This window comes from Robertkochia sediminum, from assembly GCF_016786255.1.
GTDB classification, from domain to species: Bacteria; Bacteroidota; Bacteroidia; order Flavobacteriales; family Flavobacteriaceae; genus Robertkochia; species Robertkochia sediminum.
Genome location: NZ_JADMKT010000067.1, coordinates 350,737 through 364,947, shown reverse-complemented (window position 1 = coordinate 364,947; position 14,211 = coordinate 350,737). Strand labels below are relative to the sequence as shown.

Annotated in this window: 17 protein-coding genes; 1 reads left to right on the top strand and 16 read right to left on the bottom strand. The window is 41.3% G+C overall.

All coding sequences use genetic code 11. The annotated features are described in order from the left end of the window. Positions 1 to 3 precede the first annotated feature (3 nt). From IS446_RS04570 to IS446_RS04515, 13 genes are all read right to left on the bottom strand, one after another. Positions 4 to 1,092, bottom strand: coding sequence for a serine hydrolase domain-containing protein (locus IS446_RS04570; protein ID WP_235996398.1), 1,089 nt, complete (start codon positions 1,090 to 1,092; stop codon positions 4 to 6). Positions 1,093 to 1,161: 69 nt separating this feature from the next. Next, positions 1,162 to 1,986, bottom strand: a complete 825-nt coding sequence (locus tag IS446_RS04565) for a 3'(2'),5'-bisphosphate nucleotidase CysQ family protein (protein ID WP_203058809.1) — start codon at positions 1,984 to 1,986, stop codon at positions 1,162 to 1,164. Between the two features lie 2 nt (positions 1,987 to 1,988). Continuing rightward, positions 1,989 to 2,936 carry a phosphotransferase gene (locus IS446_RS04560; protein WP_203058808.1) on the bottom strand — a complete coding sequence of 316 codons (948 nt, stop codon included), beginning with the start codon at positions 2,934 to 2,936 and terminating at the stop codon, positions 1,989 to 1,991. A 127-nt stretch (positions 2,937 to 3,063) separates the two neighbouring features. After that, positions 3,064 to 3,873: a hypothetical protein gene (locus tag IS446_RS04555; RefSeq protein WP_203058807.1), complete on the bottom strand. Its 810-nt coding sequence runs from the start codon at positions 3,871 to 3,873 to the stop codon at positions 3,064 to 3,066. A 234-nt stretch (positions 3,874 to 4,107) separates the two neighbouring features. Continuing rightward, entirely contained in the window at positions 4,108 to 4,854 is a 747-nt protein-coding gene (locus IS446_RS04550; protein WP_203058806.1) for a hypothetical protein, read from the bottom strand. A gap of 81 nt (positions 4,855 to 4,935) precedes the next feature. Then, positions 4,936 to 5,721, bottom strand: a complete 786-nt coding sequence (locus tag IS446_RS04545) for a hypothetical protein (RefSeq protein WP_203058805.1) — start codon at positions 5,719 to 5,721, stop codon at positions 4,936 to 4,938. A gap of 132 nt (positions 5,722 to 5,853) precedes the next feature. Beyond that, positions 5,854 to 6,159 carry a hypothetical protein gene (locus IS446_RS04540; protein WP_203058804.1) on the bottom strand — a complete coding sequence of 102 codons (306 nt, stop codon included), beginning with the start codon at positions 6,157 to 6,159 and terminating at the stop codon, positions 5,854 to 5,856. Between the two features lie 106 nt (positions 6,160 to 6,265). Next, positions 6,266 to 6,658, bottom strand: coding sequence for a hypothetical protein (locus tag IS446_RS04535; RefSeq protein ID WP_203058803.1), 393 nt, complete (start codon positions 6,656 to 6,658; stop codon positions 6,266 to 6,268). A 488-nt stretch (positions 6,659 to 7,146) separates the two neighbouring features. Continuing rightward, complete coding sequence (locus IS446_RS04530) at positions 7,147 to 7,530, bottom strand: YkvA family protein (RefSeq protein ID WP_203058802.1); 384 nt, start codon at positions 7,528 to 7,530, stop codon at positions 7,147 to 7,149. A gap of 392 nt (positions 7,531 to 7,922) precedes the next feature. Further along, a complete protein-coding gene (locus tag IS446_RS04525) occupies positions 7,923 to 8,153 on the bottom strand; it encodes a hypothetical protein (protein ID WP_203058801.1) in 231 nt (76 codons plus the stop codon). Between the two features lie 201 nt (positions 8,154 to 8,354). Further along, the gene (locus IS446_RS04520) at positions 8,355 to 9,467 is read right to left on the bottom strand and encodes a YcjF family protein (RefSeq protein ID WP_203058800.1); all 1,113 of its coding nucleotides are present in this window, start codon (positions 9,465 to 9,467) and stop codon (positions 8,355 to 8,357) included. A 34-nt stretch (positions 9,468 to 9,501) separates the two neighbouring features. Continuing rightward, positions 9,502 to 9,711 carry a DUF6140 family protein gene (locus IS446_RS15585; protein ID WP_394370945.1) on the bottom strand — a complete coding sequence of 70 codons (210 nt, stop codon included), beginning with the start codon at positions 9,709 to 9,711 and terminating at the stop codon, positions 9,502 to 9,504. A 268-nt stretch (positions 9,712 to 9,979) separates the two neighbouring features. Beyond that, a complete protein-coding gene (locus tag IS446_RS04515) occupies positions 9,980 to 10,963 on the bottom strand; it encodes a helix-turn-helix transcriptional regulator (RefSeq protein WP_203058799.1) in 984 nt (327 codons plus the stop codon). Between the two features lie 82 nt (positions 10,964 to 11,045). On the opposite strand from IS446_RS04515, the gene IS446_RS04510 reads away from it, so the two are divergent. Beyond that, entirely contained in the window at positions 11,046 to 12,314 is a 1,269-nt protein-coding gene (locus tag IS446_RS04510; RefSeq protein ID WP_203058798.1) for a flippase, read from the top strand. 41 nt (positions 12,315 to 12,355) lie between these two features. On the opposite strand, the gene IS446_RS04505 is transcribed toward IS446_RS04510, so the two are convergent. From IS446_RS04505 to IS446_RS04495, 3 genes are all read right to left on the bottom strand, one after another. Next, on the bottom strand, positions 12,356 to 12,763 hold the full coding sequence (locus tag IS446_RS04505) for a hypothetical protein (protein WP_203058797.1): 408 nt from the start codon (positions 12,761 to 12,763) through the stop codon (positions 12,356 to 12,358). 43 nt (positions 12,764 to 12,806) lie between these two features. Beyond that, entirely contained in the window at positions 12,807 to 12,989 is a 183-nt protein-coding gene (locus tag IS446_RS04500) for a hypothetical protein (RefSeq protein WP_203058796.1), read from the bottom strand. 320 nt (positions 12,990 to 13,309) lie between these two features. Beyond that, a complete protein-coding gene (locus tag IS446_RS04495; RefSeq protein ID WP_203058795.1) occupies positions 13,310 to 14,029 on the bottom strand; it encodes a DUF2490 domain-containing protein in 720 nt (239 codons plus the stop codon). Positions 14,030 to 14,211 lie beyond the last annotated feature (182 nt).

Below are 14,211 nucleotides of genomic sequence, written 5' to 3'. Positions count from 1 at the left end.
CTGTTAGAGGAGATTGATCTTTTCCCACATTTCGTTATGAAAAGCGATGGGCACGAGTGATCCATCAGGTGCTTCTCCCATTCTGACAACGACTAATTTCTTACTTGGGATCACTTCTACGAATTGTCCATTCTTACCCAACCCGGCAAACAGATCACCTGGGGCATTTTCTGATAAGGAGGTATTAAATACATCCGGTAACCCCGGAAATATTATCGAACTTTTGCCATTTAGCCACCACAAATAGCCGTAGGAAGGATTTAAGACCTGAGAGGTATTTACCATTTGATCATAGTATGCATCATCCAAAAGCACTTTTGTACCATCCCATTCCCCTTTGTTAAGCATTAATAGTCCAAACCTGGCCATATCTCTGGCAGTACTCCAATAAACATTATTATAATCCTGTTTGATCCATTGGCCTCGCATCCCTGTAACCGCTTCCAATTTTTGATCGGTATACGCATTATAGTCCACACCTGTCGCATTCTCAATCACCTTTTCCAGCAAGGTGTAAGGTGCGTTATGATAGAACCATTGTTGTCCGGCATCCGCTTTATAGGTAAGGCAAGAGGGAAGGGTACAATTGAGATCTGCTACCTCATGATCCAAACCGGTGGTCATCGTCAATTGGTCTCTTACCGTGATCAGGTCTTCTTTATCAGCAGGCAGGCTTGTCCACCCCTTACCTAAATAGTCGGATGTTGGATCAGCGATATTCAACCGCCCCTCCTGTTGGGCAATTCCCGCTAGGGTAGCTGTCAACGTCTTTCCTGCCGAAGCCCAATACCATTGGGAATTCTGACCAAAGGGTCCGGTTCCGGACAGATTGTTTCCAAAATATTCTTCGATCACGATCTTCCCGTCTTTAAGCATAATAAATGCTCTTGTATTGTTATCCTCCAGGAATGTTAAGAGCTCATTGATAGAAGAGGAATTCCATCCTGCTTCATTTGGAGAAATACTAAGCCATTCGTTAGTGTCTGAAGGAGGATAATACATGGGTGATCCTTCAGGAAGCGCAGCGGACTCATCGTTGTTATCACAACCAAAGAGCAATACCGTGAAAATTAGCAGTAGGGAATATTTCATGATGGTCTTTTAGTTATTAGATATGAAGGTATACTTTGGGTTTAATGCATTGAACGGAAACCCCAGAAATCAAGATTTTAAATTTCCGTAAAAGACCCCTTCACGGTTCATAAAGGTGTCATCTTTTCTATTCAAAACCAACCTTCCTCTGGCAAAATTCGTTGCCGGCAATCCCAACTCATGAAATATACATGCCGTAGCGGCGAAATCCCATATGCTTCCTCCACCCTTTTCTTTCTTTGGAAGTTTTAGCATGCAGGCCGGGCCATTTTCAAGGACTCTAATGGCATTCATCACCGACCCCGCTCCGGAAAGTTCCTTTACCACATTTAGGTTCAATCGTTCTGCTTGCTCAGCCAGCAAAGCTTTTATTTCAGAAGCCCTGGGGGTATTCTTTAATTCTTTATCGGTTACATAGGTGAGGTAGTCATTGCTATGGGTGATGCTCCAGGGTTCACCATTCTTAAACGCCCCCTCTCCTTTAACGGCATGATACAAGGTATCTGTAACAGGGTCGAATACCACGCCGATCTGCGGACTTCCATCTTTGGTGATCAAGGCAATGGACACCGAGAAACCGGGTTGTTTGTTAATAAACGGGAGGGTACCATCCATGGGGTCAATACACCAAAAATGACTGGCCTTAAATCGGCTACCATCATCTTCGAGTTCTTCAGTTAATAGTCCCAATTCGTACTCCCTGCAAGTGGGAAGGAGATACGAAAGAATTTCCTTTTCACAGGCCATATCCACTGCCGTGACCACCTGGGAGGCCTGGCTTGAACCTACCTCCTTTTTCATAGCTTTGGCATCATCATTCATGTGCTGCTGAATGATCTTCCCTGCAGCCTTGGCAGCCTGGATAGCAATATTGGTGAGTGCTGACAATTCCATGGCTATAAATTATCGATCACCTCTGCGGTGATACGTTCGCTATAACTATTGATCTTCCAGTGGCCGGGGCTCCATCCTTTCAAAAAACGATGGAAATCGGCCCAGGCTACCCGGTATAAAGCCCGCCATTCGGCTTCCAGGGCCTCATTAGGTGCTGCCAATGCTCCCTGCAAATACCCGAAATAAGTGTCGAGGATCTTAGCCTCCAATCGCTCACAGTCCTTTTCACGAAGGCAGCTTCCTATAAAATAGGCGACGTCTTTCATCCCGCAACCACCGCCGACATACTGAAAATCGATTCCGCTGACCTGTCCGTCTTTTGAAAAACAGAAATTGGCGAGTTTGGCATCGCCGTGAACAAAGGTTTTATAGGTACAGTTATTGAGTTTCTCGTCTATGATCGGCGCAGCGGCTTTCAGCTTAAGGTCCTCCAATGCTTCCAACTCCTGGGGTCTGGTTTCCAAATGCCAGTAGGTGCCAACGTCCCACAGGCCTTCCGGAGTTTGACCCATGTAACTCGCATGAAACCCGGCCAACCACTCCAGGCAGGCTGCTATTTCAGCCCATGAGACTGTACCCTTCCGTAAGGGATAACCCGCTGCATCCAGGTCTTCTAGTATCATGATCACCTCATCACCTTGCGTTTCAATACCCAGGCATTGCGGTAACCGGGCAGCGCTGACCTTACTATAGCGATCGTACCAGGTAGTTTCTACCCGGTAGGACTTCAGTTTGCGTTGATGACCCATATCGGTGTTCCATCCGCGAGGATGATTGCTATGCATGGGGATCTGCACATGCTTGACCACGACACTGGCTACATCAGCATTATCAAGTCCTATGCGCAATATTTTTCCATATCCACTCCACAATTCCTGGATCACCTCCTTTTGATAGCATGAAGAAGCTCCGGTTTGTTCAAGAATGAACGCTCTTAAAGATGCTTTCATAAGGCCGTAAAGATAGCAAAATGCAGGCGGGAGGTAAGCAACAAATCCCATGGTAACCTTCTCCTGTAAAAGGAAGAAAGAAGGTTGTTCAATGCTTGATAATGTGAATTAATACACCAGAGAAGTCCTATTCAAGATCTTTGACCAGGGAAGCCCCGAGGTCTTCTCCCATTCTTGAGAAGGTATAATCCATCGCCTTAAGATATTGCCCGACAAAGTACCGCCCTACGGGAGTTTTCCAGGCATCTATATAGGCCTTTAACTTTTCACCACTAACATCTTTATAAGTATACAATGAGAGTGCAAGTATTTGGTTATTTAACTGCTCGACCATAGCCGGAGAGAAAGCATTTTCCATCTTTTGCTTCAATTCTTCTTGGTCCAACTGTTCTTCCTCTGGCATTAACTTATTGGCCCCCTCGGCCATTGAGATCACGGTATTACGGATGATCTTAACGGTCATGTCTGAAGAACAAACCTCCTTATTTAAAGCCATCAGGTCCTGAATCCTTTCCGGTGAAGGCGGATCACTTTGTAAACCTTGAAAAAAGGTCATCATTTCCTGCTCATCAGAAGATGTTGCCGCCGCCATTTCAAGCGCATTCATTTCTGCGAATAATGGATCCTCATACATTTTGAGCACCATCTTAAGACTATCTTCTGAAGCGTTCTTTACAAAATACTCCTTGTAGTATTCCATGGCTACCCCGGCCTTGAAACCGGAACGCATGATCTTTGCGAACTTGTTATAATCTGCTTCATCCTGGAAAGAACCTTGCTTTTCATTGATCTTAGCCTCGACCATGGCATCTATTTGCTTTATGGGTTGATCTACCCCCGATATTTCTAAAACTGAGCTTACGGTCTCCGGAGTAGATTGACCAATGGCTACAAAGCTTCCAAGGAAAAGCGTAATAAGGATCTTGAATTTCATCATACGTTTGATTGGGATACAAACCACCTTAAAAAGAAGAGGCTGCATACTGATTACGTTAGCTAATCTAGCGAAAATATTCCTTTTTATTTCAGATTAAACTTTGAAATTATGAGCGGTTAATTAGAGCTTAGCTCTTCCGAAGAGGGACCATCATATGGTGTTGATCATGCTAACGGAAGCGCTTTCCTATTCCATAGCGATCTGAGGCTTCAGTACCTCTTTTGTTGTTCTCTTTTAACGTTTCAGTTTTATCATCCAATAGATGCCACCCAGGGGTATGCCGAAAGACCAAAACGAATTGAGGTATCCCATATAGGCAAAGCTAAATCCGAACAACACCTGTAAACTAAACGCCTCAAAGGTGATCCCGGAAACCGGGGCGTAGGTTATTGCCGTAATATTCAAACAGACCACAGCCATATACTTCACCCATTTTCGCTTTAGATCACTCTTCTTGATCATGCGGATCACTAAAATATTGAACACAGGTACACTAATGGCGAGGAGTCCGAATACCCAGTACAAGATCATCCCGGGGATAGGCTCTTTTACATCCAGGATCCTTATGTGCAAGATCTTATTGGTAAGATCATCGAAGGTGATCTCAAACATCCCAAACTCAGAAGTATTGGAAAATTGAATATGTGCCAGGGTTGTATTGGGAGCTGTACCCTCCCCCTCTTCTGTGGAGAACCTTTTCTCGGCGGTAATGAACTTATACTGCAAGTCTTCCCCAAAATTGCTTACTACGACCTTTCGGAAATTCGCCAGCCCTGCTTTTAATGTATCGAGATTTGCCCGCATGACCTCCTCATTTCCGGCAGTCATATACGAGACACTCTTATCATAATCTTCTGCTATCAAAGCCTCAACAAACTGCGCTGTCGTATCTTTATAAGTGAGGGCGTTTCCCAGGAAGTCACAGCCGGAGAGAACCGATACTGCAAGTACCAAAACGAAAATAAGCTTCAGTTTGTTCATTTGTTTGAATTTGGTGGTGATGGTTGGTTATTGTTTACTGATCTTGCGCTTAATGCTGGTATTCCAATCACTGCCAAATCCTTACGCAAAGGATTCACCTGAAACTTCTGCTTTGTCGCGCTTGGCATATTTGTAGAACGCTACCATCAAACTAAGCATCAAGGGGGATATAAAAATGCTGATAGCTTCAGCAAGGATCAATTTTGAACTGATCATCCCAAATAAGAGCTGATCCTCCATAAGCATTTCCGGCAGTAAGGAGTTTATAGCAGACAATAACGCAATCAAAACATAAACTTGTATCATCATCCACTTGTTCGCGAAAAATAACGACTGGCTCTTCTTAAAATAGCTCTGCTCCCGGGGATCTAATACACTAATGATAATAGACATGCCGTAATTAAGTAATAAAAAGACCATAAATCCCAAGATCACCAGAAACTTCAAAATTAGCGTAGCTATTGCATTCAATCCGGCAGAGGAGATAAACGTAAAGAAGATCACCGGGACAATAAATATCAGTATCAGAAGAAACAGATTCCCGAACACTCCCCAGAATAGCTTCCCCGATCGCGAAAAAGCGAGGCTTAATGATGTATCCTTTTCATGTAATCGATCGTCAAGGATAAAGATCATGGTGATGAATAATCTTGTACTGTAATAGACAAAAGGTATCAAGCTCCCAAGGGTAAACAGAAGAAATAACAACTTTAATCCAATGGAAGTTATGCCTTCCTGTATAATAAGTAATAACTGATAAGATATGTTTAGTGCCGAACTGATGACTCCTAAGGTGAGAATGATCTTATAATTATTTTTTACTACATCTACCGAATTGCGCAAGATGCTTTGAATGTTGTTCTGCATTATTAAATATAATTTGTTAAGCTGGGATCCTTCCCTATCTGCTTACATGTTCCCGGGATCGATAAAGGATATTGCCTGAATAAACTAAGTATTCCATAAGGCTTTTAGTTCTTTCCAATTTTTTATTGTAACTCATCCATAGTTTAACCATTTGAAAACTGCCAAAACCAGGATGGTAAGGATGCAGATCACAATACTGCTAATAACATGCTTCCTTTTCCTTTCCGCTGTCGCTTTTTGCTTTATCTGATTTAAAACATATTTCAGTTCTTTTGGGGGAAGGACCTTAAACCTCAGCTTCTTTGAATCCTTATCCGTTTTAGAATAAATAGTTTCTCTGTTATCTGCCTTAAATTTGGATCTGTTAGAAGGATCGAGAACACTTTTTTGTTTCCTGCGTTTGATCATGTCCATTACATGGCCTGCTCCAAAACTCATAAGGTTGTTTTTATGGTATTATTTAGATTCCGAACGCAATTATGAATACCAAAATTCATGGCAAGCGACTGGATAGCTTTCTTATTAAGAATTGAGGTCTGATCCATCATGCATAAATAAATTTACCTATCAGGTATAAGATGAGAATTTGCATTCCGAAGATCACCAAACCTATGGTAAATCCATCCAGGCTGGGGTAGAAATCCCTTTTTGCTTTTTCGTGTTTCAGGAGCACGTCTGCCTGTAATGCGTTATAACAAAAAAAGGCAGCCCCAAAATAGATCAGCTTATAGATTCCAGCTACCGGTGATGTATTATTGGTTGCTCTGACAATTAATGACATCAGCGTATTATTTGGCATGAGATAAAGATCAAAAACAAAGAACAGGATCACCCCCATAATCAGGGCTCTTCGGGCGTTCTTCTTATTACTTAATGAGAGGTAATTCTCCCTTAACAGAATAGCACCTGCCAAGGGACCTCCGATCAAGGTTGCCATGGCAAGGGCTTTGGTTTTATAAAGTTTATATTCTTTATCCATAGTGTGGAAAACAGAACATCCTCAAAAGATACTGCGTATTCATGTTTGCTATGACCACCGGGGCAATTGTCCGCTCCTTTTGCTAGACAACTGTCAAGATCAACATTCCAACCATCAATGAAATTGAACCGTTTATTTTACGATCATAAATATATAATAAATATCCTATATCTGTAAGAAACAGATTACCGCACATCAGCTTGTCATACCTCCTCTAAACCCCTGCAGCAGGGACAAAAAATGTAAGTCAGGTTTCCATGTCCCGTTATTGGCAAGTGCATAAGGCTGTAGATCAAGAAACATACAAACATGATTGCAGTGTTGGACCTTTTATTGGATACCCTAAAAAAAAGCTCGTTTACCCAACCTGGTTCAAAGGCATGTAAACGAGCTCCATGGATTTACAAACACACTGTCTTTGTTTATGCTAAAAAAATTAATAGGATCTAAGCGTCTAAAAGTTCCTTTTCATCAAACTCTCCAAACCAATTTTGTAGTTTATCTGTTGCCATTTGTTTAACGCCCCAATTAATATGGTCTCCCATAATCGTAACCGCAGTAGTCAGCACACTTAGATCATCGATATAGCCGGCAATGGGAATAAGATCGGGAATAGCGTCTAATGAGGATATAAAATAGCCTAATGCTCCAATAATGGTGGTTTTAGCCCACAGCGGAACATCCTTTTCTTGTAGTGCATAGTTGAGTAGCAAAGCAGGATAGATCACTTTAACCCCTGCCCATTTGCACACTTTTTGAACCTTATTCCAAAATCGGACATCAGAGTATTTCGCTTCATACTTTTCCTCCACTAAGGTTAGACTAGACATAGCTCTATTAAATTATAAATTATGATAAAATTTGAGGCCACTTCAAAGAGATCTGCTTCAACTCGCTGATCTCCTACGCAAATGTAGAAACGAAACGGACAGAACATGTCCTGTTCATAATCTGAAAAGTAAGTATTATGTGAAATTTTCTGAAGTTATTTTAACCCACACTTAGAGGGGGTGTGGGGCTACTTTTGGAAACTATATGAATTGAAATAAAAAAGCTCGTTTACCTGGGCTGAACTCAGGAAGGTAAACGAGCTGAAGATTTTCTTTACTCATGAATTAAATCCATTTTCTAAATTCCTTTTCACAAGAATCATTTAAATATTTGCAACACCCACATGACGTAAAGCAGGTTAGAATGTCTATTTTAAGAGTAATCATAATATCTACCAAGACTCCATGTCATTTTCCTCACCTTTTCTATTCAACAAATTAATGAGGTCGCTGATAACACCCTTCTCTTCTTCTCCATAAGAACCGTACTTTTCATCATACAATTCATTACGTTTTTTCCAAAATTCCTCAAGAAATTCCTGGCTTCTACTATAATCTGTATCCGATTCCATTTCACCAATCATTTTAAAAACCGATTCCCTTAATTCTTCTATAGATCTCATTACTTATCCCTGTTAAAGGTTAATACAGATTGTATTAAAAAAAGCTAATCATGATCATCATCCAAACCATTAGGAAATATTGAATTTGGGATATCATTGGCATCTTCATCAGTCCACTCATCATCCTCCTAGTCATTATAGCGCATATGGGTCTACATATAATGCTCATTAAACTCCATTTTGTATTATTTAGTTTATAATTTACTTCTTAAATCTATTTTTGAATTCCACTACAATATCGTTTGGTTTCACCTCAGGTAATTCCTTTTCCTGTAAAATATGGGCTAATGCAGCAATATACGCCTCTCCAAATGCAACTGTCAAACCTGAAGCTGTTGTAGCTGCAATGACTCCACCCGCAACACTTCCTACTCCAGGAAACATCTTCAATAAGTTTGTAACAATTGTTCTGCCTAATAAAGTAGCTCCTCCTCCAGTAATTGTTGAAGAAACTAATGTAGAAAGGAATCCCTTTTCTAATTCAAATCCGAAAACAGATGTGATCCCTGCCAACATTCCCACTTGGATTGGAACTAAAGCTAAAGCATCCGAAAAGGGAATAGGAACAGCAGCAGTTGCAGCGGCAGAGGTTGCTGCAGTAGCTACAATTGCATGTGATTTGTTTATTTTCTGATTCATACTAACCCTCTGTGCTGCTGCGAAGGCATTTTTCTGAGCTTCAGGAACAACCTCCATGGCCAATTCCACTAATTCTTCTAATCCCGAAGGCTTAATTACATAACCATCATCTAAAGTTTTTGAAACTGAATTTACCCGTACAACATTTTTGACCGTAGATAAAATATCTAAAACTTTCAATCTAAAACCTTCATCAGAAGAAGCTTTTGTAATTACACCAATAACCGGCATATGATTAGCAAGTAATTTGCAAAGTTCAATTTCAGCATCTTCAACTCGTCTGGAACTTTCATCAATACAAACCCAAGCCATATGAATATGATTCATAGGATTAGAATCATTATTTCTATTCTCAACAAGATTCTCGAGTTCTTCAAAAGTTTCCTTATATTCTTTTAATTCTAAGCCTCTTGTATCAAATAAAGTTAGAGGTACCCCTTCTTTCTTAATTTCACGAGTTTGTTGTGTCACAGGCCTTCCTGGTCCGGTTGTAGCAAAATCTCCCTGAAAAACAGCATTGATCAACGTTGATTTCCCTACCCCTGATTTTCCCGCAATTAGAACATTTACTTGACCTCGCTCTTTAGTTGCTTTCGTAATAGCACTTTTGATAATATCAATGAAATCAGGTGACTTCATTTCATAACTCTCCTTTACTACAGTTTGATTTGACATAAATAGATTGAATTTTAATTATGATTAAGTTTGTTTACAATGCTCTATACTCCAAATACCCTTGATTCAAATACCCTTCCGGCTTCAGATCAATATCATAGATCCTTTTAAATGCCTTATGAATTTTATCTGCTTCGTCGAAAGGATTAGAACACATAGAAGTTACTTGAACAGATAATCCTCCATCAACATATTTACCTTGAACATTGATTGCGAATTTGGTTTTGATCTCGAAGGAGGCCATAAGCGTAGTAGATTCGGTTAAGTGTACTTGGTTTCCTACACAAATGTAGCCCTGAAAAGGACAAAAGGTGTCCGATTCAGGAGGTGGAAAGAATTTTTTAGGATACGCTTTCAGCGAGGATCTAAATCCACAGGGCAGGAAACGGTTAACACTATGATTTATTCATCAATAACGGAGTTGACTCGAAAGTTTAATTCTTTTTGTAAGAATCTATTGGTATGACAGAAATATCGTAAGAGCCTTAAATATTCGCTATAGAGGGGAGGTGTTACTTGTAGTAATCAGCAATTCGATCCACATGTGATGCGACCATATCCCGAACCGATTTGGGACTAACCACTTGTACCCAGAGATTGTATTTCAGGACCTCCATTAAAAACTCGTAATTCGGTTCCACGCAGATCTTGATCTCCCCCCAAATATCCGGATCGCTAAAATCTATAAAGTCCGTCTCCGGTTTTTTAGGATAAGAGATCACTTCCTGGGAAGGATGCATCTTATTCGCCTCCAAATACCGCAAATGATGGTTGGATACTTTCAGGTGGATCCACTCCGGTTTCATGCCGGTTCTTAAGATCCCTATGGAGTTTTTAAAATATTCCGCTTCATCAAAGGGTTCCTGGTTAACAGCCTTCCTGGTAGTTACCTTAAACTCCCGGATTCGTCGGTCCAAACAAAACGCATTAATACCCTTCTCCGAATGGCGTGCTATTAAATACCAGGCATTGTTGATCTCCTTGATATGCAATGGCTGGACCACCCCTTTGAAGGTGGTGAACTTATTATCGTCATACCATCCCTTATACTCCAATTCCACCAGTAACTGCAGGTCTATCGCATTAATGAGTCCGACGATATCCACATAGGTACTCAGGGAAGTACGCGCCGAGGTTACAAAATCCTTCCAGGCATGCGCGTGATGATTGAGCAGGTACAACTCTGTTTTCTCGTATACCTCTTTAAGCTGCTCCTCATCCCGGCTAATGTTATCCTCTACGTAAAAGCCATAATTGCGCTTGTGTTTGATGAACACCTTGTAGTAGGATTCGATCTTCTTAAGATCCCGGTTGATGGTTTTACGACTGTGTAACTCGAGCTTTTCATAAAGCACATCGTCTGCATTTCGCTCCCGGATGTCTTCCAGGGTACCCTGTAACTGTTCCAATGCGACATACCCATCCGGAAGGCCATACACCTTCGGGGTGGTAATGATGCGCATCACATAGTATCGTCGAAGAAACTCAGGAGTCATAAGCGAGCTTTATTCACGCTAAATGTAATAAACAGGACTCAAACACCCCGCGTTTTTTATCTTTGAAACCCAATACATCTTCATGGCTACTTCCTTTGATAAAAAAGACATAAGCACAACCGTTTGGTTTTCACTGGAAAAGATCATCCTTATGATCGTTTCGGTATTTATCATGCCTAAGATCTTTAATACGCTAGGGACTGTAGATATCGGAAAACTGAAACTGGCAGAGTCGATACTGGGCATGTTTTCGCCTTTGTTCTTTTTAGGGTTATCTGCGGTTTGCGTGCGCGAAATGGTCTTTAAACCTAGGGATAGTCAGCGCATCATGGCTACGGCCTTTGTGATGCGGTTCATCGCATGGGCATTTGTTGCGGTGGGGGTTATCGGGTATTTCTATTTGGAAAACAACGAAACCCTACTCTCTATTTATGCCATTTTAGTTTTTGGATACCTCTTTCGGCTAACCGATGTATTCGAGTATTACCTCCTCGCCAATAAAAGGGCTAAATTCATCTTTATAGGAAAGATGTTAAGTCTTGCTTGTGTTGTTTCTTTACAGTACTACGGGATCAAACAACAATTGAGTGTATCGTACTTTGCATTCACCATTGTTTTGGATTTTTTACTGCAGGGTGTGTTTTACTTTTTGGTGTTATGGTCAAAAAGGGAAATACGCTTCCGCCATTTAAAATTCTCCCGGAAATTAGGGGTGAACCTGCTTATCATGGCATTGCCCCTCATCGTTTCTGAAGCCCTCATCATGGTCTATATCGGTATTGATGAGATCTTTTTAAGGTACTTTCATGACGATCATGCCAATGGGGTATTTGCCAGTGTGCAATTCCTGGTGATCGGATTATGCTGGACGATCGGATTTGCGATAGTCAATGCCTTGTATCCGTCTTTAGCAGAGTCCTTCAACACTGATAAAACTTATTATTACAATAAGAACAGGCATCTGCTATACCTCCTGGTCCTGTTAGGGTTCGCTATTGCCATGTTTTATACGGCCTTTGGCGACTTCGTACTTGACCATTATTTTTCAGAACAATACAACGAGGGCAAAACGGCGTTGCGCATTTTCTCCTGGGCGCCTCTATTCGTATTCATTGGCATGCTCTACGAAAAGCATTTACTCACCACCAATAGGCTAAAACACAATATCTACCGCTTTGCCCTGGGTTGTGTAAGCAATGTCATACTATGCAGCCTGCTGATTCCCGGATATGGGGTAACCGGCGCTGCCATTGCCGTGCTATTGAGTCATTTTATCACCAATATTGGCTACGTAAGCTTTGATAAAGACACCAGAAAAGATCTCAAACTTTTATTCCGTTTAAGCAAGTAAGTCTAAGCTAAGGCCTGCTGATCGTCTATTATCATCTTAGATCAAATGATCGGAATACCCCTTTCCTTAAAAAAGGCCTTGGTGAATTTCATATCAGATTCCTTACTCAGGTCGACCAGGTCCCTGGACTTTCCATTATGCAATTTAATACGTAACCGCCTCCGGCCAAAAAACTGATCTTCACAAAGTGCACTGATCTCAGAAAGTTTCAATCGTTCTGCTGAAGTCTTTTTAAAAGAAAGGTAAAGCATTACTGCTATTCCGCCTAAGACACAAAATCCCCATATAAAAACAGTCCATAAAGCCAGATCTTTACCCCAAACGGAGCTGCTTAAAGACATAGCAGCAATGATTATGAAGATCGCCGATATCCTTTGATACCAATAAACCGATTTAAGTCTGTCCTTGATCTCGATGGTGTTATCCGATTCGTTATACTTGATATTCATACGCCGATTTTTACAACAATGGTTAACGCAGCTTTACCGGGGCCTACCTGACCTTTTTATTCGCTCTGTAAACTCTAAAGATCAGGATCAAGTTCCCGATAAATACCGGCACAATGAAAATATTGAACACCAATTGGGAGTCAAGAACGTTCAACTGAAACAACACAATAGCGAGTAACAGTACGATGGCACATACGATAAGGCCGATGCGTATATCTGATCTCATGATCTCTGCTTATTCATTCTTCCCTTGGTTCCCACCATACCGGATATAAAGAATGACGCCAAAAACCATCTTAAAAGAAAGATTCACCTAACTAATATAGTAAAAATACCACACTCTTGAATTCAGCTATTATTTCCGGGAATATGGCTTTACAGACTTTTATAAAGTATGATCAATAAAACACGGTCAACTTGTGTGTCAACGGCATTGAGATCCTTAATATAAAAAACCTCATCCCAGGAATTCCAACCCAGGACCGGTGAAGAAACTGAAACATTCCTGATCTGTACTCAAAACCGGAACCCAAAGTATTACGACCGCTACTTACTTAGATCAAGCCGGTGTTTGATCTGCAACCAGAAGACGTCAGAATAACTGAAAACATCTTCAACAGGGGTACTGGTAAACTGACTGTTCCAGGCCAAAGAAAAGGTGAGGATCTCATTAAACCCTAAAGAAGGACTCACAACAAACCGGTTCTGCCCAAAGACATTGACCACGTCCTTTCCGGCATTCACAAAGATCTCATCTCCTATATTAAGCAGGAACACCTTATCGGTATTTTCTTTTGACAAATGAAACAGCGGAATACTTAACATCAATGAATACCGAAAGCGGAAATTAAACCTGTTGGGGATCTCGATCTCGCTATTGGCCACAGCATTAAAGAAACGTTCCTCGATCCTGTACCTGTGAACCAGTCCGATCTTATGAAAGGTATTCCTGACCGCAATTTCCTGATAAGGCCGGAATTCAACTTTCTTTATTTTGTCTGCAATATAATAACCTGAATGTGCAAGCCCTGAAGAAATGCGGATATCTGGCCTTAAGGCATATCCTATGGCTGCTCTGGCGATATACTGAGAACTTTCTTCAAATCCTTCCCGCCACCTGGATCCGGCATCAAAAAGCAGGGTCCACTTATCGTTAAGTTTCGTTTGATTGTAATACTGGAACCATTGTTGATCACTGTAAACCACCTCCCGCTTCTGGGCCGATACCACCTCTGCTACCCCGATTAAAATGAAGAGAAAAAACAAAACACTTAAATGTTCGAAGGACATCAGCCCCCCCGATCGGGTCCTGCCCCGGGTATAACGGGACTGCCCGGTAAAAAAGACGGAAGGTATACATTTATGTACGCTGCGACTTATCATGGTCAGGAATTCGCGATCTTATTTGTTCTTGCCCCGGATCGGTAGGACGGCAGCCTGAAACACCC

Bases quoted from the DNA above. Each gene is read 5' to 3' on its own strand.
- IS446_RS04570 (WP_235996398.1), bottom strand. From the start codon at position 1,092: ATGAAATATTCCCTACTGCTAATTTTCACGGTATTGCTCTTTGGTTGT.
- IS446_RS04565 (WP_203058809.1), bottom strand. From the start codon at position 1,986: ATGGAATTGTCAGCACTCACCAATATTGCTATCCAGGCTGCCAAGGCT.
- IS446_RS04560 (WP_203058808.1), bottom strand. From the start codon at position 2,936: ATGAAAGCATCTTTAAGAGCGTTCATTCTTGAACAAACCGGAGCTTCT.
- IS446_RS04555 (WP_203058807.1), bottom strand. From the start codon at position 3,873: ATGATGAAATTCAAGATCCTTATTACGCTTTTCCTTGGAAGCTTTGTA.
- IS446_RS04550 (WP_203058806.1), bottom strand. From the start codon at position 4,854: ATGAACAAACTGAAGCTTATTTTCGTTTTGGTACTTGCAGTATCGGTT.
- IS446_RS04545 (WP_203058805.1), bottom strand. From the start codon at position 5,721: ATGCAGAACAACATTCAAAGCATCTTGCGCAATTCGGTAGATGTAGTA.
- IS446_RS04540 (WP_203058804.1), bottom strand. From the start codon at position 6,159: ATGAGTTTTGGAGCAGGCCATGTAATGGACATGATCAAACGCAGGAAA.
- IS446_RS04535 (WP_203058803.1), bottom strand. From the start codon at position 6,658: ATGGCAACCTTGATCGGAGGTCCCTTGGCAGGTGCTATTCTGTTAAGG.
- IS446_RS04530 (WP_203058802.1), bottom strand. From the start codon at position 7,530: ATGTCTAGTCTAACCTTAGTGGAGGAAAAGTATGAAGCGAAATACTCT.
- IS446_RS04525 (WP_203058801.1), bottom strand. From the start codon at position 8,153: ATGAGATCTATAGAAGAATTAAGGGAATCGGTTTTTAAAATGATTGGT.
- IS446_RS04520 (WP_203058800.1), bottom strand. From the start codon at position 9,467: ATGTCAAATCAAACTGTAGTAAAGGAGAGTTATGAAATGAAGTCACCT.
- IS446_RS15585 (WP_394370945.1), bottom strand. From the start codon at position 9,711: ATGGCCTCCTTCGAGATCAAAACCAAATTCGCAATCAATGTTCAAGGT.
- IS446_RS04515 (WP_203058799.1), bottom strand. From the start codon at position 10,963: ATGACTCCTGAGTTTCTTCGACGATACTATGTGATGCGCATCATTACC.
- IS446_RS04510 (WP_203058798.1), top strand. From the start codon at position 11,046: ATGGCTACTTCCTTTGATAAAAAAGACATAAGCACAACCGTTTGGTTT.
- IS446_RS04505 (WP_203058797.1), bottom strand. From the start codon at position 12,763: ATGAATATCAAGTATAACGAATCGGATAACACCATCGAGATCAAGGAC.
- IS446_RS04500 (WP_203058796.1), bottom strand. From the start codon at position 12,989: ATGAGATCAGATATACGCATCGGCCTTATCGTATGTGCCATCGTACTG.